At 66.3% G+C, this 21,957-nt stretch carries 20 protein-coding genes and 2 tRNA genes; 14 read left to right on the top strand and 8 right to left on the bottom strand.

Features of this window, described 5'->3' with window-relative positions; all coding sequences use genetic code 11:
- The first annotated feature begins 4 nt into the window (after positions 1–4).
- The 3 genes from QF040_RS09975 to QF040_RS09965 all read left to right on the top strand — a co-directional run bounded on the left by QF040_RS09975 (position 5) and on the right by QF040_RS09965 (position 955).
- Positions 5–709 carry a glutathione binding-like protein gene (locus QF040_RS09975; RefSeq protein WP_429610892.1) on the top strand — a complete coding sequence of 235 codons (705 nt, stop codon included), beginning with the start codon at positions 5–7 and terminating at the stop codon, positions 707–709.
- 46 nt (positions 710–755) lie between these two features.
- Positions 756–832: transfer RNA gene (locus QF040_RS09970), tRNA-Pro, on the top strand.
- Positions 833–878: 46 nt separating this feature from the next.
- Positions 879–955 (top strand) — tRNA-Arg (locus QF040_RS09965).
- A gap of 127 nt (positions 956–1,082) precedes the next feature.
- Here QF040_RS09965 and QF040_RS09960 read toward each other — a convergent pair.
- Entirely contained in the window at positions 1,083–1,346 is a 264-nt protein-coding gene (locus QF040_RS09960) for a UBP-type zinc finger domain-containing protein (RefSeq protein WP_429610891.1), read from the bottom strand.
- A gap of 48 nt (positions 1,347–1,394) precedes the next feature.
- Complete coding sequence (locus QF040_RS09955) at positions 1,395–3,074, bottom strand: FAD-dependent oxidoreductase (RefSeq protein ID WP_429610890.1); 1,680 nt, start codon at positions 3,072–3,074, stop codon at positions 1,395–1,397.
- A gap of 144 nt (positions 3,075–3,218) precedes the next feature.
- Between QF040_RS09955 and QF040_RS09950 the strand changes: the two genes are divergently transcribed.
- From QF040_RS09950 to QF040_RS09940, 3 genes are read left to right on the top strand one after another with little or no spacing between them, the layout of a single operon-like run.
- Positions 3,219–4,109 carry a GNAT family N-acetyltransferase gene (locus tag QF040_RS09950; RefSeq protein WP_429610889.1) on the top strand — a complete coding sequence of 297 codons (891 nt, stop codon included), beginning with the start codon at positions 3,219–3,221 and terminating at the stop codon, positions 4,107–4,109.
- The gene (gene ppk1, locus QF040_RS09945; RefSeq protein WP_373424222.1) at positions 4,106–6,427 is read left to right on the top strand and encodes a polyphosphate kinase 1; all 2,322 of its coding nucleotides are present in this window, start codon (positions 4,106–4,108) and stop codon (positions 6,425–6,427) included. The genes QF040_RS09950 and ppk1 overlap by 4 nt, the downstream gene beginning before the upstream one ends.
- A gap of 19 nt (positions 6,428–6,446) precedes the next feature.
- Positions 6,447–6,908, top strand: a complete 462-nt coding sequence (locus tag QF040_RS09940) for a SixA phosphatase family protein (RefSeq protein WP_429614639.1) — start codon at positions 6,447–6,449, stop codon at positions 6,906–6,908.
- 7 nt (positions 6,909–6,915) lie between these two features.
- Here QF040_RS09940 and QF040_RS09935 read toward each other — a convergent pair whose 3' ends face one another.
- A complete protein-coding gene (locus QF040_RS09935) occupies positions 6,916–8,436 on the bottom strand; it encodes an exopolyphosphatase (protein WP_429610888.1) in 1,521 nt (506 codons plus the stop codon).
- 251 nt (positions 8,437–8,687) lie between these two features.
- Between QF040_RS09935 and pstS the strand changes: the two genes are divergently transcribed.
- Genes pstS through phoR form a run of 7 tightly spaced genes read left to right on the top strand, consistent with a single transcriptional unit; the run spans position 8,688 to position 15,330 of the window.
- Positions 8,688–9,722 (top strand): phosphate ABC transporter substrate-binding protein PstS, encoded by a 1,035-nt coding sequence (gene pstS, locus QF040_RS09930; protein WP_429610887.1) that lies wholly within the window; start codon positions 8,688–8,690, stop codon positions 9,720–9,722.
- Between the two features lie 33 nt (positions 9,723–9,755).
- On the top strand, positions 9,756–10,835 hold the full coding sequence (gene pstC, locus QF040_RS09925) for a phosphate ABC transporter permease subunit PstC (RefSeq protein ID WP_306878301.1): 1,080 nt from the start codon (positions 9,756–9,758) through the stop codon (positions 10,833–10,835).
- Positions 10,832–11,716: a phosphate ABC transporter permease PstA gene (gene pstA, locus QF040_RS09920; protein WP_429610886.1), complete on the top strand. Its 885-nt coding sequence runs from the start codon at positions 10,832–10,834 to the stop codon at positions 11,714–11,716. Before pstC ends, pstA begins: the two co-directional genes overlap by 4 nt.
- Positions 11,717–11,735: 19 nt before the next feature.
- The gene (pstB, locus tag QF040_RS09915; RefSeq protein ID WP_013540926.1) at positions 11,736–12,515 is read left to right on the top strand and encodes a phosphate ABC transporter ATP-binding protein PstB; all 780 of its coding nucleotides are present in this window, start codon (positions 11,736–11,738) and stop codon (positions 12,513–12,515) included.
- A 12-nt stretch (positions 12,516–12,527) separates the two neighbouring features.
- A complete protein-coding gene (gene phoU, locus QF040_RS09910) occupies positions 12,528–13,229 on the top strand; it encodes a phosphate signaling complex protein PhoU (RefSeq protein WP_306878298.1) in 702 nt (233 codons plus the stop codon).
- Positions 13,230–13,255: 26 nt separating this feature from the next.
- On the top strand, positions 13,256–13,948 hold the full coding sequence (gene phoB, locus QF040_RS09905) for a phosphate regulon transcriptional regulator PhoB (protein ID WP_007836652.1): 693 nt from the start codon (positions 13,256–13,258) through the stop codon (positions 13,946–13,948).
- Between the two features lie 44 nt (positions 13,949–13,992).
- Positions 13,993–15,330 carry a phosphate regulon sensor histidine kinase PhoR gene (gene phoR, locus QF040_RS09900; RefSeq protein WP_429610885.1) on the top strand — a complete coding sequence of 446 codons (1,338 nt, stop codon included), beginning with the start codon at positions 13,993–13,995 and terminating at the stop codon, positions 15,328–15,330.
- A 21-nt stretch (positions 15,331–15,351) separates the two neighbouring features.
- Here phoR and QF040_RS09895 read toward each other — a convergent pair whose 3' ends face one another.
- From QF040_RS09895 to QF040_RS09885, 3 genes are all read right to left on the bottom strand, one after another.
- Positions 15,352–16,695: an MATE family efflux transporter gene (locus tag QF040_RS09895; RefSeq protein ID WP_429610884.1), complete on the bottom strand. Its 1,344-nt coding sequence runs from the start codon at positions 16,693–16,695 to the stop codon at positions 15,352–15,354.
- Positions 16,696–16,698: 3 nt separating this feature from the next.
- The gene (locus tag QF040_RS09890; RefSeq protein ID WP_429610883.1) at positions 16,699–18,426 is read right to left on the bottom strand and encodes a hypothetical protein; all 1,728 of its coding nucleotides are present in this window, start codon (positions 18,424–18,426) and stop codon (positions 16,699–16,701) included.
- A 93-nt stretch (positions 18,427–18,519) separates the two neighbouring features.
- A complete protein-coding gene (locus QF040_RS09885; RefSeq protein ID WP_007836661.1) occupies positions 18,520–18,789 on the bottom strand; it encodes a type B 50S ribosomal protein L31 in 270 nt (89 codons plus the stop codon).
- 192 nt (positions 18,790–18,981) lie between these two features.
- Between QF040_RS09885 and QF040_RS09880 the strand changes: the two genes are divergently transcribed.
- Positions 18,982–20,049, top strand: a complete 1,068-nt coding sequence (locus QF040_RS09880) for an oxidoreductase (RefSeq protein ID WP_429610882.1) — start codon at positions 18,982–18,984, stop codon at positions 20,047–20,049.
- Positions 20,050–20,106: 57 nt separating this feature from the next.
- Here QF040_RS09880 and rho read toward each other — a convergent pair whose 3' ends face one another.
- Complete coding sequence (gene rho / locus QF040_RS09875) at positions 20,107–21,372, bottom strand: transcription termination factor Rho (RefSeq protein WP_013540932.1); 1,266 nt, start codon at positions 21,370–21,372, stop codon at positions 20,107–20,109.
- A gap of 183 nt (positions 21,373–21,555) precedes the next feature.
- Positions 21,556–21,888, bottom strand: a complete 333-nt coding sequence (gene trxA / locus QF040_RS09870; protein ID WP_013540933.1) for a thioredoxin TrxA — start codon at positions 21,886–21,888, stop codon at positions 21,556–21,558.
- Positions 21,889–21,957 lie beyond the last annotated feature (69 nt).

Genomic DNA, 21,957 nt, shown 5'->3' with positions numbered 1-21,957 from the left:
AGACATGCCCGCATCGCCTATCGAGGTCTATTCCTGGCCCACGCCCAACGGCCACAAGGTTCACGTCATGCTGGAGGAGTGCGGCCTGCCTTATCACGCGCACCCGGTGAACATCGGCAAGGGCGACCAGTTCGCGCCCGAGTTCCTGCAGATCAGCCCCAACAACAAGATCCCCGCCATCACCGACCCCGACGGTCCGGATGGCAAGCCGATCTCGCTGTTCGAATCGGGCGCGATCCTCGTCTACCTCGCGGGCAAGACCGGCAAGTTCCTGCCCACCGGCGACCGCGAACGCTACGACGTGCTGCAGTGGCTCATGTTCCAGATGGGCGGCGTCGGCCCGATGCTCGGCCAGGCGCATCACTTCCGCCTGTACGCGCCCGAGAAGATCGCCTATGCGATCGACCGCTACACCAACGAAGCCAAGCGCATCTACGGCGTGATCGACAAGCAGTTGTCGAAGAACAAGTTCATCGCCGGCAAGAGCTATTCGATTGCCGACATTGCCATCTTCCCGTGGCTGCGCAGCTGGGAGAACCAGGGCATCACCCTTACCGACTTCCCGCATCTGAAGGCCTGGTTCGACGGTATCGCTGTACGCCCGGCCGTGCAGCGCGGCGTGAAAGTGCTGGCCGATTTGCGCCAGCCGCTCACCGGCGACAAGGAGCGCCAGGTTCTTTTCGGCAAGACTCAATACGAGAAACGTTGAGAAAATCCGGAACTGATCAATATCCGGGCTAGAATCGAGGGCTTGTCGGGGTGTAGCGCAGCCTGGTAGCGCATCTGGTTTGGGACCAGAGGGTCGAAGGTTCGAATCCTTTCGCCCCGACCAAGTTTTCTTTCAGTGTTTTCGTTTTTGCTTCTGTCCGGCCCGGAATCTGCCCGTAGCTCAGTTGGATAGAGCACCTGCCTTCTAAGCAGGTTGTCGGGGGTTCGATCCCCTCCGGGCAGGCCAATCCCTCATTTCACGCAGCTTGACGCTGCCTCGAACTCGCACTTCTCACAGGGGTAGCGGGTTTTTCTTTGCCTCTCGCGATGTCGGGCCATGGCATCCAATCTTCGTAATTTATCGGCAGTGCGCTTCAGCCCACCTGCAGCCGGTGCGCGTTGCACCACATCCAGTCTTCGCCGGGCTCGAGCGACTGGATGACCGGATGCCCCTCCGCCTGCGAATGCCGCGTGGCATGGCGGTTCTTCGATGAATCGCAGCAGCCCACGTGGCCGCAGTGCACGCACAGGCGCAGATGGACCCAGGTGTCGCCGGTCTTCAAGCAGTCTTCGCAGCCGCGCGCAGTGTGGGGTTGCGCGATGGTGGCGGGCACGTGGTCGCAGGCTTTGATGGGCACCGAAGAACTCCTTGATGAATCGATGTCGGGTTGATGGAAGAAACGTGATCAGGCGACGGCTGTCGTCTGCGACAGGTGCTGATGAATCAGCGCCACCGCCGCCGCGCCTTCGCCGATTGCGCCACCCACGCGCTTGACCGAGCCCGAGCGCACATCGCCCACGGCGAAGACGCCGGGCACGCTGGATTCAAGCGCCGTGGCCGGCCGCGCCGGAAAACCGCTGCTCGCCGCCGCGCCGGTCAGCACGAAACCGTGCTTGTCGACCGCGACCGCGCAGCCCTCGAGCCACGAGGTCTCGGGTTCGGCGCCGACGAACAGGAAGATGTTGCGTGCCGGGCAATCGTGCTCGTTGCCGCTCGTGTGGCAGCGCCACGTCGCGCCGGTGAGTCCTTCGTCGGAGCTGCCATGCAGGCGCACGAGTTCGGTGTGGGGCTGCAGCTCGATGTTGGGTGTGGCCTCGATGCGGTCGATGAGGTAGCGCGACATGCTCGCCGCCAGCGACGGTCCGCGCACCAGCACGTTCACCTTGGCCGCGTGCCGCGAGAGGAACACCGCCGCCTGGCCCGCCGAATTGCCGCCGCCGACCAGCGCCACTTCCTGCTGCGAGCAGATCTTCGCTTCGATGGCCGAGGCCCAGTACCAGATGCCGCGGCCTTCGAATTCGGCAAGGCGCGGCACGTCGGGGCGCCGGTAGCGCGCACCGCTCGCAATGACCACCGTGCGCGCGTGGATCGTGCGACCGTCGGCCAGCGCGATGCCCAGGCTCTCGCGTTCGTTCTCGCGCGAGCAGTCCAGCGAGGTGACCTTCGCCGGGATCAGCATCTCGACACCGAACTTCTGCGCCTGCACGAACGCTCGCCCCGCGAGCGCCTGCCCCGAGATGCCGGTCGGAAAACCCAGGTAGTTCTCGATGCGCGCGCTGGCGCCGGCCTGGCCGCCGAAGGCGCGGCAGTCGAGCACGATCACGCGCAGGCCTTCGGAGGCGGCGTACACCGCGGTGGCGAGGCCGGCCGGCCCCGCGCCGACCACGGCCACGTCGAACAGCTCGTTGTGCTCGACGGTGTCGACCATGCCGAGGCAGCGTGCCAGCGCGTCCTCGGCCGGGTTCACCAACACCGAGCCGTCGGGGCACACGGCAAGCAACTGGCAGGTGCCATATTGCTCGAGCAGCGCGGCGGCGTCGGGGTCTTCGGCGGCGTCGACCAGGTGATAGGGATAGCCGTTGCGCCGCAGGAAGTTTTCGAGGCGCGCCATGTCGGCCGACTGCGGCTTGCCGATCAGCACCGGCCCGCTCGCACCGGATTCGATCAGCGCCACGCGCCGCAGGATCAGCGCGCGGGTGATGCGCTCGCCAAGATCGGCTTCGGCGACCAGCAATGCGCGCAGTTGCTGCGGCGACACGAGCAGCGCCTCGACGTCTTCGTCGGCATGCCCGTCGACCAGGGCAGGGCGGCCGCTCAACTGGCCGACTTCGGCCAGGAATTCGCCCGGACCCTGCCGCACGATCGGCACCACGCGCCCGAGTCCGTCGCGCTGTGTGACAGCGACCACGCCCTTGAGCAGCACGAACATGCCGGGGCCGGTTTCGCCGGCGGTAAAGAGCCGTTCGCCGCGCGCGAATTGCTGCACGCTGCCGAAGCGCGCGATGCGCGCAATCTCGGTGTCACTGAGAACGGGAAAGGTCTGGTGAAGGCGGCTGCTGTCGGTGCCGTTTGCTGCGGTGGCCATGTGTCCAAGCTCCATGTCGCGGGTTCACCGAATTAAACGACGAAGTGCGCCAAGCTGGCTGTAACACCGTCATACGCGTGCAATCTTCCTGACACGCCGCCTTCATCGCATGTGCGGAGACTCCCTCGGCAGAAAGGGTTCCCCATGAAAGAACTGCCCAACCCGACGTTTCCGCTTTCGCAGCTCGGGCTGCGCGCGGCCTTGTGGCCTGCGCCCACGGTCGTCGCTGCCGCCGGTGCTTCCACCGCGGCCCGTGTGTCGGTGCCGCAGGCACCCGCCGTCATTCTTCCCCCGCCCGTCGAAGCCAGGCAGGGCATCACGGTCGGCTGGGCCCGCCACCTGGACGACGTGCGCGCCGCGCAGCGCCTGCGCTACGACGTGTTCGTCGGCGAAATGGGCGCCCGCGTCTCCTCGCCGCTGGCGGGCCACGACATCGACCTGTTCGACGATTTCTGCGAGCACCTCCTGGTGCGCGACGAGCTCACCAACCAGGTCATCGGCACCTACCGCGTGCTGACGCCGGCGCAGGCGCGCCGCGTCGGCAGCACCTACAGCGACACCGAATTCGACCTGACCCGCCTGCGCGACCTGCGCGAGCGCATGGTCGAATTGGGCCGCAGCTGCGTGCACCCGGAGCACCGCCAAGGCGGGGTGATCCTGGCGCTGTGGGGCGCACTGGCCGGCTTCATGCACCGCAACAAGCTGGACACCATGATCGGCTGCGCGAGCATCCCGATGTCACACAACGGTGTGACCAATGGTGACGCGGCCGCCAGCATCTGGCGGCAGGTTTCGGCCAGCCACATGGCGCCGATCCAGTACCAGGTGCAGCCCCGGCTGCCGCTGCCGGTCGAGCGGCTGGACAGCACGCTCGACGTGGAGCCGCCGGCGCTCATCAAGGGCTACCTGCGCCTGGGCGCCAAGGTGCTGGGCGCGCCGGCCTGGGACCCGGACTTCAACGCGGCCGACCTGCCGATGCTGATGCGCATCGACGACCTGCCGGCGCGCTACCGCAAGCACTTTCTCGGCGCATGAAACCGGCGGCCGTCCGTCCTGACGACGGGCCGCCCGCCCACCCGCCGGGCATGATGGAGCCGCACAGGGCAGGGGACGCCGCGTCACGCGAGCGTCATTCAACTGTCACAAATGACATCGACACTGTCATATTTCCGCCTACGTCTGCTCCCGTGCCGCTTGCTCCAGAATCAGTGTCCATGTCACCAGCCCCCGCAGACCGGTCGCTCGCCGTTGCGGCGCCCACTTTCTCCCTGCTCGACCGGGATCACAGCATCCTGTCGTTCAACGAGCGCGTGCTCGACTGGGCGCACCGGCCCGAGGTCCCGCTGATCGAGCGATTGCGCTACCTGTGCATCGTGTCTTCGAACCTCGACGAGTTCTTCGAGGTCCGCGCCGCACCGCACCTGATCGCCGGCAACGCTGGCGACCACAAGGGCACCTACACCGTCGATTCGTTCGAGCAATTGGCCGAGGCGGCGCACAAGCTGGTGGCGCGTCAGTACGCGCTGTACAACGACGAGCTGATGCCGACCTTCGCGACGCACGGCATCCACATCATTTCGCACGGCGAGCGCAATCCGGCGCAGCGCAAATGGGTGAGCGAGTATTTCGAGCGCGAGGTGCGTCCGCTGCTGATTCCCGTCGGGCTGGACCCGGCGCATCCGTTCCCGCAGGTGGCGAACAAGTCGCTCAACTTCATCGTGCGGCTGGGCGGCAAGGACGCCTTCGGGCGCGAGAACCCGATCCAGATCGTCAAGCTGCCGCGCGTGCTGCCGCGACTGATCAAGATGCCGGCCAAGGTGTCGGACGGCAAGACGCTGTTCGTGGCGCTGTCGAGCGTGGTGCGGGCCCATCTGTCGAGCATGTTCCCGGGCCGCGAGGTGGGCGACTTCTCGCAGTTCCGCGTCACGCGGCACTCCGATCTCGCGGTGGACGAGGAAGACGTGAAGAACCTGCGCACCGCGCTGCGCCAGGGCCTGCAGCACCGCCATTACGGCCAGGCCGTGCGCCTGGAAGTGTCGGCCAGTTGCGCCGAATCGCTCGCGAGCTTCCTGCTGGCTCAGTTCAACCTGCCGCCCGAGTCTCTCTACCGCGTGCACGGGCCGGTGAACCTGGCCCGGCTCACGCAGCTCATCGACCTGATCGACGAGCCGCAGCTGCGCTTTCCGCCGTATTCGGCGTCGTATCCCGTCACGCTGTCACCGGCCCAGTCGTTCTTCGAGCGACTGCAGCGCAGCGACGTGCTGATTCACCAGCCCTTCGAGAGCTTCGACGGCGTGCTCGCCTTCCTGCGCGAAGCGGTGCTCGATCCGCAGGTGCTGGCCATCAAGCAGACCATCTACCGCACCGGCGCCGACTCCGAGCTGATGGACCTGCTGCGCGAAGCCGTGCGCCGCGGCAAGGAAGTCACCGTGGTGGTGGAACTCAAGGCGCGATTCGACGAAGAAGCCAACATCAACTGGGCCGAGATGCTCGAATCGATCGGCGCGCAGGTGGTGTATGGCGTGGTGGGCCTCAAGACCCACGCCAAGATGCTGCTGGTGACGCGCCGCGAGGGCAAGCAACTGCGCCGCTACGGCCACCTTTCCACCGGCAACTACAACCCGCGCACCGCAAAGCTCTACACCGACATCAGCCATCTCACGGCCGATCCGCTGCTGACGGCCGACATGGAAGCGGTGTTCGTGCACCTGGCAAGCCAGAGCCGCCTTCCCAAGCTCAACCGCATGTGGCTTGCGCCCTTCGACCTGCACAAGAACCTGGTTTCGCAGATCGACGCGCTGGGCCTGGCCGCATCGAACGGCGAGCCCACGCGCATCGTCGCCAAGATGAACGCGCTGACCGACGAAGGGCTGATCACCGCGCTCATCCTCGCGGGGCAGAAGGGCGTGAAGATCGACCTCATCGTGCGCGGCGCCTGCACGCTGCCGGCGCAGGTGCCGGGGCTCACCGACAACATCCGCGTGCGCTCGGTGATCGGGCGCTTCCTCGAGCATTCGCGGGTCTTCTATTTCCGCAATGGCGAGGACGAGTCGCTCTATCTCTCGAGCGCCGACTGGATGAACCGCAACATGATGCGGCGCATCGAGCTCGCCTGGCCCGTGACCGACCCAAGCCTGCGCCAGCGCCTCATCGACGAGTGCCTGGTGGCTTACCTGCACGACGGCCGCGACGCCTGGGACCTGGGCGGGGACGGCATCTACACGCGCGTCGACCGCGACACCAATGCGGGCGAGGAGGGCGCATCGCGCGCCGTCGAGGCCCACGGTGCCCAGACCGCGCTCATGAACCGCTATGCATCGCGAGGGCATCACGGCGATGCATCCAGCAACTGAAGACCGAAAGACGATGACCATGGACTTGATCTTCTGGCGCCACGCCGAAGCCGAGGACTGGACCGAGGGCTGCGACGACCTGCAGCGCTCGCTCACCGCACGCGGCGAAAAGCAGGCCAAGCGCATGGCCGGCTGGCTCGATCGGCAATTGCCCGACGGCACCCGAATCATCTGCAGTCCCGCGCGGCGCTGCGAGCAGACCGCCCTCGCGCTGGGCCGCAAGTACAAGCTGCGCAGCGAGCTGGCGCCCGACACCACGGCCGAAGCCATGCTCGGCGCGGCCGGCTGGCCCAACGGCAAGTCGGTGGTGCTGATGATCGGCCACCAGCCCTCGGTGGGGCAGGCCATCTCGCTGCTGCTCGGTCTCAAGCAGGACAGCTGCCCGGTGCGCAAGGGCGCGCTGTGGTGGATCCGCTCCCGCGAGCGCGATGGCGACGTGCAGACCGTCGTGGTGACGGTGCAGTCGCCCGAACTCCTTTAAGCCAGCCTCAAGCGCCGGTCAGTTCCACGCGCCAGTTGCTGGTCTTCTGCCAGGCCAGCACTTCCTCGCGCAGGAGGTGCGCCGACTGCGGATAGGCATCGGCCCAATCGGGCGCGCACACGATGGTGAACGCCCGCGCGCCCAGTGCCGCGAGGTGCAGCGCTTGCGGATCGGGATCGCGGCGCGCATGGCAGAGGATCACGGCCAGCCGCAGTGCCAGCAGTTGCATCACGAAGGTCTCGTCATCGAGCGCGGCTTCGAGCTTGCGCAGCTTGCCGCGCTGGCCCAGCACCAGTTGGCCGAGCGCGTGCAATTCGTTCACCGCGAAGCCGGGGGCGTCGGTGTTGTCGAGGATGTAGGCGCCGTGCTTGTGATAGTCGCTGTGCGACACCAGCGCGCCGATCTCGTGCAGTTGCGCGGCCCAGCCGAGCTTGCGCAGCGCACGGCCGGCGCGGTTCGACGTGCTGCCTCCGCGCGCGGCGGGGGCGAGCTGCACGAACAGCGAAGCGGCGGCATCGCCCACGCGCTTGGCCTGTGCGGCATCGACCGCGAAACGCGTGGCGAGCCGGGCCACCGTGGCGGTGCGCATGTCGGCGACGCTCTCGTCGCGTTCGAGCAATTCGTAGAGCACGCCGTGGCGGAGGGCGCCCTGGGCGACTTTCATTTCCTCGATGCCGAGCAGGTCGAACACCGCGCGCAGCACGCTCACGCCGCCGCCGATCACCGCCTTGCGGTCTTCGCGCATGCCGTCGATCCGCAGCTTGTCGACGCTGCCGGCCTTGAGAAGGCGGTCGAGCAACCAATCGAGGCCCTCGCGGGTGACGAGGCACGGCTCTGCGCCGGCCGCGGCTAGCACGTCGCCGACCGCGCCGATGGTGCCCGAGGCGCCGTAGGCCACGTCCCACTGGTCGCGGGTGTAGCTGCCGAGCGCGTCATCGAGCACCGCCTTGGCGGCCACCTCGGCGGCGCGGAAGGCGGCGGGCGTGAACTGGCCTTCGGCGAAGTGCTTCATCGACCAGGCGACGCTGCCCACGCGGTACGACTCCACCAGCTCGGCCTGGAGCGAGCGGCCGATGATCATTTCGGTGGAGCGCCCGCCGATGTCGACCACCAGCCGGCGTTCGTTGTCCGAGGCGTCGGTGTGCGGGAGCATGTGCGCCACGCCCTGATAGATAAGGCGGGCTTCTTCCCGGCCGGGGATCACGTCGATGCCGAAGCCCAGGATGGTGCGCGCGCGCAGCAAAAATTCTTCGCGGTTGCGCGCTTCGCGCAGCGTCTGCGTGGCGACGGCGCGTACCTGCGAGCGCTTGAAGCCGGCCAGCCGTTCGCCGAAACGCGCCAGCGCATCCCAGCCGCGCTGCATGGCTTCGGTCGTGAGGTTGCGGGCGCTGTCCAGGCCGTTGCCCTGGCGCACTGTTTCCTTCAGGTACTCGGTGCGGTGGATCTGGCCGTGGTCAACCTGCCCGATTTCGAGCCTGAAGCTGTTGGAACCGAGATCGACTGCCGCGAGGCGGGTGCCGTTTTGCATGTAGTTCTAGTAAAGAGGGCGGTTGCTTTGATCGTAGCGCCGTGACAGGCGCGCCACCTCCCGAATCGCTCGGCGGCGAGGTCGGGAAGGCTAGGCGCGACGCATGACGGTTATGTGACAGCGTCACACGGCCGAAGGGGAAACGCAGGCATTTTCCCTCGACAGCGGGGTGTCATATGGATGTCACACAAGCTTTCTAGAGTCCGTCCCAAGCCCGAAAGGGACTACTTCTTACTTCTAAAGGAAGCTTCATGAAAACGACGTTCAAATTTGCAACCGCCGGTCTCGTGGCCGCGCTGTTCTCGATTCCTGCCCTCGCCCAAGACGTGACCGGCGCCGGCGCCAGCTTCCCGGCACCGCTGTATGCCAAGTGGGCTTCGGACTTCAACAAGGCCACCGGCGTCAAGATCAACTACCAGTCGGTCGGCTCGGGCGCCGGCCTCAAGCAGATCGAAGCCAAGACCGTCGATTTCGGCGCTTCGGACGCTCCCCTGAAGGACGACGAACTCCAGGCCAAGGGCCTGATGCAGTTCCCCACCGTCATCGGCGGTGTGATTCCCGTGGTCAACATCCCCGGCATCAAGCCGGGCGAGCTGAAGCTCAACGGCCAGGTCCTGGGCGACATCTACCTGGGCAAGATCACCAAGTGGAACGACCCCGCCATCAAGGCGCTGAACGGTTCGCTGGCCCTGCCTGACGCCGCCATCGCCCCGGTTCGCCGCGCCGACGGTTCGGGCACCAGCTTCCTGTTCACCAACTACCTGAGCAAGGTCAATGCCGAGTGGAAGACCAAGGTCGGCGAAGGCACGGCCGTGAACTGGCCCACCGGCGCGGGCGGCAAGGGCAACGAAGGCGTCGCAGCTTTCGTGAACCGCCTGCCCAACTCGATCGGCTACGTCGAGTACGCCTACGTCAAGCAGAACAAGATGACCTACGCCCAGCTGCAGAACGCCGCCGGCAATTTCGTCTCGCCCGACGACACCGCTTTCAAGGCCGCCGCCGCCGCTGCCGACTGGAACAAGAGCTTCTACCAGGTGCTGACCAACCAGGCCGACAAGGGTGCATGGCCCATCACCGGCGCGACCTTCATCCTGATGCACAAGGTACAGGACAAGCCCGCCAATGCGACCACCGTGCTCAAGTTCTTCGACTGGGCCTACAAGGGTGGCGACAAGACCGCTGACGACCTCGACTACGTGCCGATGCCCGACGCCGTGAAGGCCACCATCGCCAAGGCATGGGGTGACGTGAAGGACGCATCGGGCAAGCCGGTCGCGTTCAAGTAAGCAACCCACTCACCAGTCCAGAACGGCGCATCCATGAGCAGCACTTCGCTCGAGGACGCGCCGCTTTCGTCTTTGCCGGAGCGACCCGTGTCATCCACTCTTCCTGCTGCCGCCTCGTACGACCTCGCGGCCGACCGTGGCCGCGCCACTGCGCCGCCACCGCCGGTGAAGGCGCCGCGTTCCGGCCCGATGGCCGACCGCCTGTTCGGCTGGGCCGCCAAGGGCGCCGCGCTGCTGACGCTGGCGATGCTCATCGGCATCCTGTTGTCGCTGATCGTCGGCGCCTGGCCCGCCATTTCCAAGTACGGCCTCGGCTTTCTCACGAACAGCACGTGGGACCCGGTCAAGGAGGAGTACGGCGGCCTCGTGATGATCTACGGCACGCTGGCCACCTCGTTCATCGCCTTGGTGATCGCGGTGCCGGTGAGTTTCGGCATTGCCCTCTTTCTGACCGAGCTGTCGCCCAACTGGCTCAAGCGCCCGCTGGGCACGGCCATCGAACTGCTCGCCGCCGTGCCGTCCATCGTGTACGGCATGTGGGGCCTCCTGGTGTTCGGCCCGATTCTCTCGACCTGGGTGCAGCAGCCGCTGCAGAAGCTGCTCGCCGGCGTGCCGTACCTCGGCGCCCTGGTGTCCGGCCCGCCCGTGGGCATCGGCATTCTGTCGGCCGGCATCATCCTCGCGATCATGATCATTCCGTTCATCGCCTCGGTGATGCGCGACGTGTTCGAGGTGACGCCGCCCCTTCTGAAGGAATCGGCCTACGGCCTCGGCTCCACCACCTGGGAGGTCGTCTCCAAGGTCGTGCTGCCTTACACCAAGGCCGGCGTGATCGGCGGCATCATGCTCGGCCTCGGCCGGGCGCTGGGCGAAACGATGGCGGTCACCTTCGTGATCGGCAACATGAACCAGCTCAACTCGCTGTCGGTGTTCGAGGCTGCCAACAGCATCACCTCGGCGCTGGCCAATGAATTCGCCGAAGCCGGCGCAGGCCTGCACCAGGCTGCGCTGATGTATCTCGGCCTCGTGCTGTTCTTCATCACCTTCGTCGTGCTGACGCTCTCGAAGGTGTTGCTGGCCCAGATGAAGAAGAGCGAAGGAACCAAATCGTGAGCACCGCGCAAGACCTCATCAGCGCCAAGGCGCTGGCCGAAACGCGCCAGTCCCGTTTCGCTTCGCGCAACCGCGTCAACAAGATCGCGCTGACGCTCTCGCTCGCCGCGATGGTGTTCGGCGTGTTCTGGCTCGTGTGGATTCTCTGGGAAACGCTGCGCCTGGGCCTGGGCGGCCTCGCGCTCGCCACCTTCACCGAGATGACGCCGCCGCCGAACGAAGTGGGCGGCATCGCCAACGCGATCTTCGGCTCGTTCGTGATGGTGATGCTCGCCACTTTCGTGGGCACGCCGATCGGCATCATGGCGGGCATCTACCTGGCCGAGTACAACCCCAAGGGCTGGCTCGCCTCGGTCACTCGCTTCGTGAACGACATCCTCTTGTCGGCGCCCTCGATCGTGATCGGCCTGTTCGTCTATGCCGTGGTGGTGGCCTACTTCAAGACCTTCTCGGGCCTGGCCGGTGCGCTGGCGCTCGCGCTGATCGTGATTCCGGTGGTGATCCGCACCACCGAGAACATGCTGCAGCTGGTGCCGCCGGGCCTGCGCGAAGCGGCCTACGCATTGGGCACACCGAAGTGGAAGGTCATCATCAGCATCACGCTGCGCGCCGCGCGCGCCGGTGTGGTCACCGGCATCCTGCTGGCCGTGGCGCGCATTGCGGGCGAAACCGCGCCGCTGCTCTTCACTGCGCTGAACAACCAGTTCTGGACCGCCGACGTGAGCCAGCCGATGGCCAGCCTGCCGGTCACGATTTTCAAGTTCGCGATGAGCCCGTACGAGAACTGGCAACAGCTGGCCTGGGCCGGCGTGTTCCTGATCACCGTCGCCGTGCTCGCCCTCAACATCCTGGCGCGGGTCCTCACGCGCAACAAACACTGACTGAAGAAGAAGATCTCTCATGCCAAATACCGTCGCACAACCGTCGCGCTCGAAGATCTCGGTCAAGGACCTGAACTTCTACTACGGCAAATTCCACGCGCTCAAGGGCATCAACCTCGAGATTCCCGAGAACAAGGTCACGGCCTTCATCGGCCCGTCGGGCTGCGGCAAGTCGACCCTGCTGCGCACCTTCAACCGCATGTTCGAGCTCTATCCCGAGCAGCGTGCCGAGGGCACGATCGCCCTGGACGGCGAGAACCTGCTCACGTCCAAGCAGGACGTGGCACTCATCCGCGCCAAGATCGGCATGGTGTTCCAGAAGCCGACGCCGTTCCCGATGTCGATCTACGACAACATCGCCTTCGGCGTGAAGCTGTTCGAGAACCTCTCGGCCAGCGAGATGGACGACCGCGTCGAGTGGGCCCTGAAGAAGGCCGCGCTCTGGACCGAAGTGCGCGACAAGCTGCAGCAAAGCGGCTCGGGCCTCTCCGGCGGCCAGCAGCAGCGCCTGTGCATTGCGCGCGGCATCGCGATCAAGCCTGAAGTGCTGCTGCTCGACGAGCCGTGCTCCGCGCTCGACCCGATCTCGACCGCCAAGATCGAAGAACTGATCGCCGAGCTCAAGAACGAGTACACCGTGGTCATCGTGACGCACAACATGCAGCAGGCCGCCCGCTGCAGCGACTACACCGCCTACATGTACCTGGGCGACCTGATCGAGTTCGGCGCGACGGAGCAGATGTTCTTCAAGCCGCAGCGCAAGGAAACCGAGGACTACATCACCGGCCGTTTCGGCTAAGGAGACAAAACCATGAGCGAGAAACATCTTTCCAGCCAGTTCGACAGCGAACTCAACGGCGTCTCGTCGCGCGTGATGGAGCTCGGCGGCATGGTCGAGTCGCAGATCCACACGGCGGTGTATGCGCTGCTGCAGTTCGACCCCGACGCGGCCGACCGCGTGATGGAGACCGAACACCGCGTCAATGCGATGGAAATCGACATCGACCGCGAGCTCTCGTCGATCATCGCGCGCCGCCAGCCGACGGCTCGCGACCTGCGCCTCCTGATCGCCATCAGCAAGACCACCGCCAACCTGGAGCGCGTGGGCGACGAGGCCAACAAGATCGCGCGCATGGTCAAGTCGATCATCGAGAGCGGTTCGGCTCGCCAGTTGCCGACGACCGAGCTGCGCATCGCGGCCGATCTGGCCTCGGGGCTGCTCCGTACCGCGCTGGACGCCTTCGCGCGCCTGGACACGGCCGCGGCGCTGTCGATCCTGAAGGACGACGACCTGATCGACAAGGAGTTCGACGGGTTCGTGCGCAAGCTGGTCACCTACATGATGGAAGACCCCCGCACCATCTCGGCCAGCCTGGACCTGCTGTTCCTGGCCAAGGCCATCGAACGCATCGGCGACCACGCCAAGAACATCGCCGAATTCATCATCTACATCGTCAAGGGCGCCGATGTGCGGCACACTTCGATGCAGGAAATCGAGTCTGCCCTGCAGTGACCTCGGCGCCAAGACTCCCATAAAGCATGAAGAAACCCAGAGTCCTGATCGTCGAAGACGAGTCCTCGATCGCCGAGCTGATCGCCGTCAACCTGCGCCACAACGGCTTCGAGCCGATCTGGTCGGAAGACGGTGCCGCGGCGCAGCGCGAAATCGACGCCTTCCTGCCCGACCTGATCCTGCTCGACTGGATGCTGCCGGGCCAGAGCGGCCTGCAGCTTGCCCGCCAGTGGCGCAAGGACCCGCGCACCAAGGCCATCCCGATCCTGATGCTGACCGCGCGCGGCGACGAGCCCGACAAGGTCGCGGGGCTGGATGCCGGCGCCGACGACTACATCACCAAGCCCTTCTCGACGCAGGAAATGTTGGCCCGCATCCGCGCGGTGCTGCGCCGCCGCGCCCCCGAAGTGGTGACCGAGCGCGTGGAAATCGGCGAGCTCGCGCTCGACACCTCCACGCACCGCGTGACCTGGCAGGGCGGTGCGCTCAAGGTCGGCCCGACCGAGTTCAAGCTGCTGGCCTACCTGATGCAGCACGCCGAGCGCGTGCACAGCCGGGCGCAACTGCTCGACAAGGTGTGGGGCGACCACGTCTACATCGAGGAGCGCACGGTCGACGTGCACGTCAAGCGCCTGCGTGAATCGCTGGGTGCCGCGGCGCCGATGGTCGAAACCGTCCGGGGAGCAGGCTACCGCCTGACCGCCCAAGTCACGGTTTGAACACCGTGGCGTCCCTCGGCCGCGGGCGCGGATAATCGCCCGCCATGCCTTTCCGAATTGCTACTTTTTTAATAGCATCCCTTGCAATAGGCGCGGGCGCTGTCGGCATTTTTGGCTGGAAGTTCGGGTGGCTGGGCGCCTGGCTGGGCGCGGTGCTGTGGCTCGCGCTCGATGCCTGGCGCGCCGAACGGCTCCTGCAGGTGCTGCGCAACGACGCCACGGGTTTGCCGACCCGCGGACCCGGCGTCTGGGGCGAACTGGCCGAGCGCATCCGCAAGCTGCTGCGCGACCGCGAGCAGCAGACCCGCCAGGCCGAAGATCGGCTGCAAGAATTTTTGGCAGCCATCCAGGCATCCCCCAACGGCGTGATCCTGCTCGACGAGCAGGGCCGCATCGAGTGGTGCAACCAGACGGCCGCCAGCCAGTTCGGCATCGATGCCGAGCGCGACCTGCAGCAGCATCTGGCGAACCTCGTGCGCGATCCGGCCTTCGTGGCCTACCTGGCTTCGTGGAACTACAGCCGCGACGTCGTCATCGACGCGTCCGGCCCGGGCCACACGCACCAGCGCAGCCATCCGGTGCGGCTGTCGGTGCAGGTGCATCCCTACGCGGGCAACCGCCGCATGCTGCTCACGCGCGACATCACGGCGCTGGAGCAGGCCGAGGCGATGCGGCGCGATTTCGTGGCCAACGTGTCGCACGAGATCCGCACGCCGCTCACGGTGCTGGCGGGCTTTGTCGAGACGCTGCAGAACCTGCCGCTCGATGCGGACGAGCGCACGCGCTATCTCTCGCTGATGAGCCAGCAGTCGCACCGCATGGAAACGCTGGTGAACGACCTCTTGACGCTGTCGCGCCTGGAGGGCAGCGCCTCGCCTTCGGGCAATCAGTGGATCCGCATCCGCGCCTTGCTCGCGCAGTGCGAGGACGAAGGACGCGGCCTGTCGGGCCGGCTTGCGCCGCTGGGCCATCGGCTCTCGTTCACCATCGATGCCGAGTCCGAGATATCGGGCGCGCCCACTGAATTGCAGAGCGCAATGTCGAACCTGCTGAGCAATGCGATCCGATACACGCCCGGCGGTGGCGAAGTCGCGGTGAGCTGGCGGGTGCTGCCCGATGGGCGCGGCGAGTACGCGGTAAAGGACACCGGGCCCGGCATCGCCGCCGAGCACATTCCGCGGCTCACCGAGCGCTTCTACCGCATCGACCGCAGCCGTTCGCGCGAGACCGGCGGCACGGGTCTGGGCCTCGCGATCGTCAAGCACATCGCACAGCGGCACGGGGCCGAGCTGCGCATCGAGAGCACGGTGGGCAAGGGGAGCCGGTTTGCGCTGGTGTTTCCGGCCACGCGGGTGCGCGAGGCGCGCGTGCTGGCGAAGTGAGCTTCGGGCCGGCGTTGGTCTTCAGCCGGCTCGCTTTTGCATCGTCCAGCGCAGCAGCGCGCTGAACAGCAGGCCCGTGAGCGCCAACGCGCCGGCGCTCATGATCCAGAACGCCAGCGGCGATTGCATCGCCGGCCATGGCCCGAGGCCGCGGTAGGCCAGCAGGTAGCTGCCGCCGAGGCCCAGGCCCCAGAGCATCGCGCAGTAGATGACCAGCGGCGCCAGCGTCACGCGGTAGCAGCGCAGCACGAACACGCACAGCGTCTGCAGGGCATCGGCGAGGTGGTAGACCGCGACGACTGGCAGCAGCAAGGCGGCCAGCGCGATCACTTCCGGGTTGTCCGAGTACACATTGGCAAGCTCGTAGCGCAAGGCGACCATCGCTCCGGCGTAGACGAGGGCGCACAGCATGGCGAGCTCGAAGCCGAGGCGGCAGGCGTTCCGCGCCTTCGCAGGATCGCCGGCGCCGAGCCAGAAGCTCACGCGCGCGCTGGTCGCGATGGCGAGCGAGAGCGGCATCATGTAAGCCACCGCCAGCAGGTTCGAGGCGATCTGGTGCGCGGCCGCCGCAGCGGTGCCCAGGCGCGCGATGAAGAGCGCCATCAGCGTGAACGAGGTCACTTCCACCAGCACCGCCAGCCCGCCGGGAACGCCGAGCCGCGCGAACTGGCGGATCTGGTGCCAATTGGGCGGCTCGATGCGTTCCCAGAGCGCATAGCCACGATAGAAGGCGCTGCTGCGCAGCAGCCAGACCGCGCAGCCGAGCATGGCCCAGTTCACGCACAGCGTGGCCCAGGCGCAGCCGACGAGACCCATCGCCGGCAGGCCGGCGCCGCCGAAGGTGAACCAGATCGACAGCGGCAGCTTCACCACCAGCGACGCCAGTTGCAGCCAAGTCACGAGCTGCGGCTTGCCCAGGCTCTGGTTCAGCGTGCTGAAGAGGCGAAAGAGCAGGGACGGCGCGAGCGCGAAGGCGAGCACCGCGAGGTAAGCCTCGACCTCGCCGCGCATCTCCGCCGGCACCTGGGTCCAGCGCAGGGCGCCGCCGGGCAGCAGCAGCGCCACCATGCCCACCGCGATGGCGATGCCGGCCAGGTAGAGCGACTGCCGCACCGAGCGGCCCACCTCGCCGCCGCGGCCGGCGCCGTGCAGTTCGGCCCACACCGGCAGCAGCGCCTGCAGCACGCCCATCAGCGAGACGTACACGCTCACGAAGATGGCCGCGCCGACCGAGAGCGCCGCCAGCGCGTGCTCCGAATAGCGGCCCGCGATGATGGTGTCGGTCACGCCGAAAGCCATCACGGCCAACTGGCCGACCAGCACCGTGCCGGCGTGGCGTGCGATCAATCCCCGTTCGCCCGTCACTTCTCAGGGCGCGATCTTTTGATAGAGAAGCAGGTCGTCCGCGGCACTGCTGGGGCGGCGCAGGGTGCCGCTGAAGCGCCACTTCTCGAGCGGAATGATGGTGTGCAGCCGCTCGATCGTGTCGGGGCTCACGACCAGCCACGGGCAGTCGGTGCCCAGCAGCAGCGGCTGCAGGTTGAAGTTGCCGTGGTGGCGCAGCGCCGCGATGTGCGGCCGGCTGAGTGCCAGTTCGGCGATGCAGCTCGGTTGGCCCACGCGCTCGGCGACGGCACGCACCTGCGGCAGGTAGCTGCGCGCGTAGTCGATGGGGGGCAGCCAGAGCGTCATCAGCAGCATCCAGCAGAGCGCGGTGCCGCCGGCGGGCAGCACCAGCGTCTTCCAGAGCGCGGCGCGGTGGCGCCCGGTGCGCCAGCGCACCAGCCAGCACCATGCGATGGTCGCGGCCAGCGCGAGCACGAAGGCGATAGGCGAGAACTCGGCCACGAAGCCCGGCACCAGCCGCGCAACGCTGGCCGCGGGCTTGCGTGGCACGCCCGTCAGCATGGCAATCCAGTAGAGCCAGCCCAGCACCGCGAGGCCACTGAAGAAGAGCACGTTGAACCAGTCGATCAGCGCCGCGGCACTGCGTCGGAAGGTCGGCAGCGCGAAGGCCGCGAGCGTGGCGAAGGCGGGCAGGGCCAGCAGCAGCGAGCGGTCGGAGTAGTCGGTGGTCCAGGTGGCGGCCAGCGGCACGAGCGCGAACCAGAACGGCAGCGCGACATGGCGCGCCGTGAGCTGGCGGCGCCAGCGCCAGAGCGTCCAGATGGCGAGCGGCCAGACCGGCCAGGTGAACCAGAGCAGGAGCTTGGCCTGGCTTCGGATTTCGCTGCCGATCGAGTTGCCGTCCAGCGTGATCTTCCACTGCGACAGGCCGAGGCCGAACACCAGCGCCGCGGCCAGCAGCGTGACGCCGACCATCGTGAACAGGGCGCCGCGGGTGTAGCCGGGGCCGTCGTCGGAGCTCACGTCCGCCCCGGCTTTTGCGACGAGGTGCCGCTCATAGGCGATGTAGAGCGCACTGCCGACGGCGAGCGCGAGGCCAACGGTGGGGGCGCCGCTCAACGTCATGCCGAGCGTGCCGACCACGAGCGCGATCACCGGGCCGGCGCGTCGGTACGGCAACGCGGCCACGCCGTAGAACAGGTGCGAGGCGAAGTACAGCTGGGCGAGGGCGGGCGTGGTTTCATGCCCGAGCTGGGCGAGGCCCAGGCAGGCGATCAGCGCCAGCAGGCCGCCATCGGCGATGGCGCGCGCGTAGTCGGTCGGACGCGCCTCGCCGCCGAAGGCGAACGCCACGGGCTGGGCGCGTGCGGTTCGGGCGAGGTAGTAGACGGCGTACCAGGTGGCGGTGAAGGTGCCCCAGAGCATCAGCGCGAAGACGAATCGCACGGCGAGGTCGGGGTTCAGCCACGCGGGGGCGAGCTTGATCGCGATGGCGCCGATCCAGTAGGGGACCAGCGCGGGCGTCTCGGGCTGCAGGCCCAGCAAGAGGGGATCGAACCAGCGCGCGATGCCTTCGGTGCTCCGGGCCAGTTCGGCCATGTAGCCGAAGGCGGTGATGTCGGCACTCTTCCACGGTCCGCGCCCGACCAGCCCCGGCAGCAAGTAGGCCGCGCACAACAGCAGCAGCGCGATGCGCGGCAGCCGGCGCACGGCATTCTGGGCAACGATCGCGGGAGTGGGCTGGTTCAAAGGGCGGAAAGCGGAGAGAAGGGCGAAAGGAGATTCGGAATGAAAAAGGGCAGCGCGGTAAACCGGGCTGCCCTCGACGCCAAAGCGCGTGCTTTACTTCGAAGCAGCGCCGGTGGTCTTGCCGAAACGGTTGCGGAACTTCTCGACGCGACCGCCCATGTTGTCGACCGACTTCTGCGTGCCGGTGTAGAACGGGTGCGATTCGCTGGTGGTGTCCAGCTTGAACAGGGGGAGCTCGCGACCGTCGTCGGTCTTGCCCATTTCCTTGGTGTTCGCGCACGAACGGGTCACGAACTTGAAACCGTTCGACATGTCGACGAACAGGATTTCGCGGTAATTCGGGTGGATGCCTTCTTTTGCCATGGTGTTTCCTTTTGCGCTGTTGGAATCAATGCGCGGTCGATGCGAGAGCCACAAGCGCGTCGACTGTCGAATGGACTGGGTCGGCGGCTGTCCCGGGGTGAGGGGATCGCTGGGCAGGACGCCCGGCTGCACTTTTCGCGGAGCCAGCGATTATCGCATACTGGCCGTTTTGTGCGAAAAGTGGCCCCCCAGATGACTTCCACAGCGTTGCGCGCCGGCCTCGTCGGCTATGGTTTCGCCGGCCAGACCTTCCATGCACCCGTGCTTTCGGCCGTTCCGGGGCTCGAACTGGCGGCCGTGGCGAGTTCGCAGCCGCACAAGGTCCACGCGGACTGGCCCGGCGTGGCCGTGGTGCCGGACGTGGCGGCGCTCGTGGCCCGCGCGGACATCGACCTGGTCGTGGTCGCAACACCCAATGCTCAGCATCACCCGGTCGCCAAGGCGGCGCTGGAGGCCGGCAAGCACGTCGTGGTGGACAAGCCTTTCACGCTCGATGTGGCCGAAGCCAGGGAGCTCGAATTGTTGGCTCGACGCAACAATCGCGTCCTGGCGGTCTATCAGAACAGGCGCTTCGACGCCGATTACCTGACGTTGAAGGATCTTCTTGCGAGCGGCGAGCTGGGCCGGCCGGTGTACTTGGAGTCGCACTTCGATCGCTTCCGGCCCGAGGTTCGCGAGCGCTGGCGGGAGCAGCCGGTTCCGGGGTCGGGCCTGTGGGTGGACCTGGGCTCGCACCTTGTCGATCAAGCCGTACAGCTCTTCGGTCGGCCAGACACGCTGCAACTCGACACGGCGGTTCTTCGTGATGGTGCGCTGGTCGACGACTATTTCCACGCCGTGCTGCGCTACGAAAGCGGCCCGCACGCCCCCCTGCGCGTGATGCTGCACGCCACGACGCTCGCGGCCCATGCGGCGCCGCGCTACATCGTGCACGGCACGCGGGGCAGCTACGTGAAGCACGGCGTTGATCCGCAAGAGGATGCGCTGCGCGCCGGACAGCGACCGCCAGCCGAAGGGTGGGGCGCCGATCCGCTCGATGGCGAACTCACTCTGATCGGCAGCGACGGGGCACCGCACTTTCGCGCCGTGCCCACGCGGGCCGGCAACTACGTCGACTACTACGCTGCAGTGCGTGATGCGATCCTTGGCCACGGTCCGAACCCGGTCCCGCCGGAGCAGGCGGTCGCGCTGATGGAACTCCTCGACATCGGTCGCCAGAGCGCAGCCGAAGGCCGCGCCATTCGCATCGAACGCCCATGAAAAAAGCGCGTTGACCGATGAGGTCAACGCGCTTTTTGCGGAAGAGCAGGGTGGTGCTCAGCCGCCGCGACGCATCATGTCGAAGAACTCGACATTGGTCTTCGTCGCCTTCATGTTCTTGAGCATCAGCTCCATCGACTCGATCTCGTCCATGTTGTACATGAGCTGACGAAGAATGCGGGTCTTCTGAAGGATCTCGGGGGCCAGCAGCAATTCTTCGCGGCGCGTGCCGCTGCGGTTGAGCTGGATCGAGGGGAACACGCGCTTTTCGTAGAGGCGGCGGTCCAGGTGGATTTCGGAGTTGCCGGTGCCCTTGAACTCTTCGAAGATCACTTCGTCCATGCGGCTGCCGGTATCGATCAGCGCGGTGCCGATGATGGTGAGCGAGCCGCCTTCTTCCACATTGCGCGCGGCACCCAGGAAGCGCTTGGGACGCTGCAGTGCGTTGGAGTCGACGCCGCCGGTCAGCACCTTGCCCGACGAGGGCACGACGTTGTTGTAGGCGCGGGCCAGACGCGTGATCGAGTCCAGCAGGATCACCACGTCTTTCTTGAGTTCGACCAGGCGCTTGGCGCGCTCGATCACCATTTCGGCGACATGCACGTGGCGCGCAGCGGGCTCGTCGAAGGTGGAAGCAATGACTTCGCCCTTCACCGTGCGCTGCATTTCGGTCACTTCTTCAGGGCGCTCGTCCACGAGCAGCACCATCATGTGCACGTCGGGGTAGTTGGCGCTGATCGCGTGGGCGATGTGCTGCATCATCACCGTCTTGCCGCTCTTGGGCGGCGCCACGAGCAGGGCGCGCTGGCCTTTGCCGATGGGGGCGATGATGTCGATGATGCGGCCGGTGATGTTCTCTTCGCCCTTGACGCCGTCGCGTTCAAGCTTCATCTGCTCCTTGGGGAACAGCGGCGTCAGGTTTTCGAACATGACCTTGTGCTTGTTCTGCTCGGGCGGACCGTCGTTGACCTTGTCCAGCTTGGTCAGCGCAAAGTAGCGCTCGCCGTCCTTGGGCGTGCGCACTTCGCCTTCGATCATGTCGCCGGTGTGCAGGTTGAAGCGGCGCACCTGGCTCGGCGAGATGTAGATGTCGTCGGTGCTGGCGGTGAAGCTGGTGTCGGGGCTGCGCAGGAAGCCGAAGCCGTCGGGCAGGATTTCGAGCACGCCGTCGGCGAAGACCTGTTCGCCGGCCTTTGCGCGCTTCTTGATGATCGCGAACATCAGCTCCTGCTTGCGCATGCGGCCGACGTTTTCAATCTCAAGGGCTTCGGCCTGCTTGAGGACTTCAGACACGTGGAGTGCCTTGAGTTCGTTTAAGTGCATGGAATGACCCCTCGCGGGGTAATCGAAACGGAAAACGGGGGGAGGTTGAATGTGTAGCGAGAACTGCTGCACTAACCGGGGAACTCGAACCGGTTGCCTGAAAGGGCCGGTGATCTGTGGGAGATTATGACAGGAAAAACGCGCCGGCCAAGCGCATTGCGCGCTGGCCGGATCGAATGTCGCTTATGCGAGTTGCTGGTCGATGAAGGCGGTGAGTTGCGCCTTGCTCATGGCGCCGACCTTGGTGGCGGCCAACTGGCCGTCCTTGAACAGCATGAGCGTGGGGATGCCGCGGATGCCGAACTTGGCGGGGATGTCGCGGTTCTCGTCCACGTTCAGCTTGGCGATCTGCAGCTTGCCTTCGTAGGTGGCCGACACTTCGTCAAGGATCGGGGCGATCATCTTGCAGGGGCCGCACCATTCGGCCCAGTAGTCGACCAGCACCGGCTGGCTGGACTTGAGCACGTCGGCTTCGAAGGAGGAATCGGAGATGTGTTTGATCAGGTCGCTGGCCATGTGATGTGTCCTTGTGCGCAGAGAGTTTCGGTGCAGCTAAAGTGCTGGTCATTGTGACAGAAACCAAGG

The sequence above is a fragment of the Variovorax sp. W2I14 genome (genome assembly GCF_050435205.1).
GTDB lineage: Bacteria > Pseudomonadota > Gammaproteobacteria > Burkholderiales > Burkholderiaceae_C > Variovorax > Variovorax paradoxus_C.
This window is presented reverse-complemented; position numbering and strand designations above follow the sequence as displayed.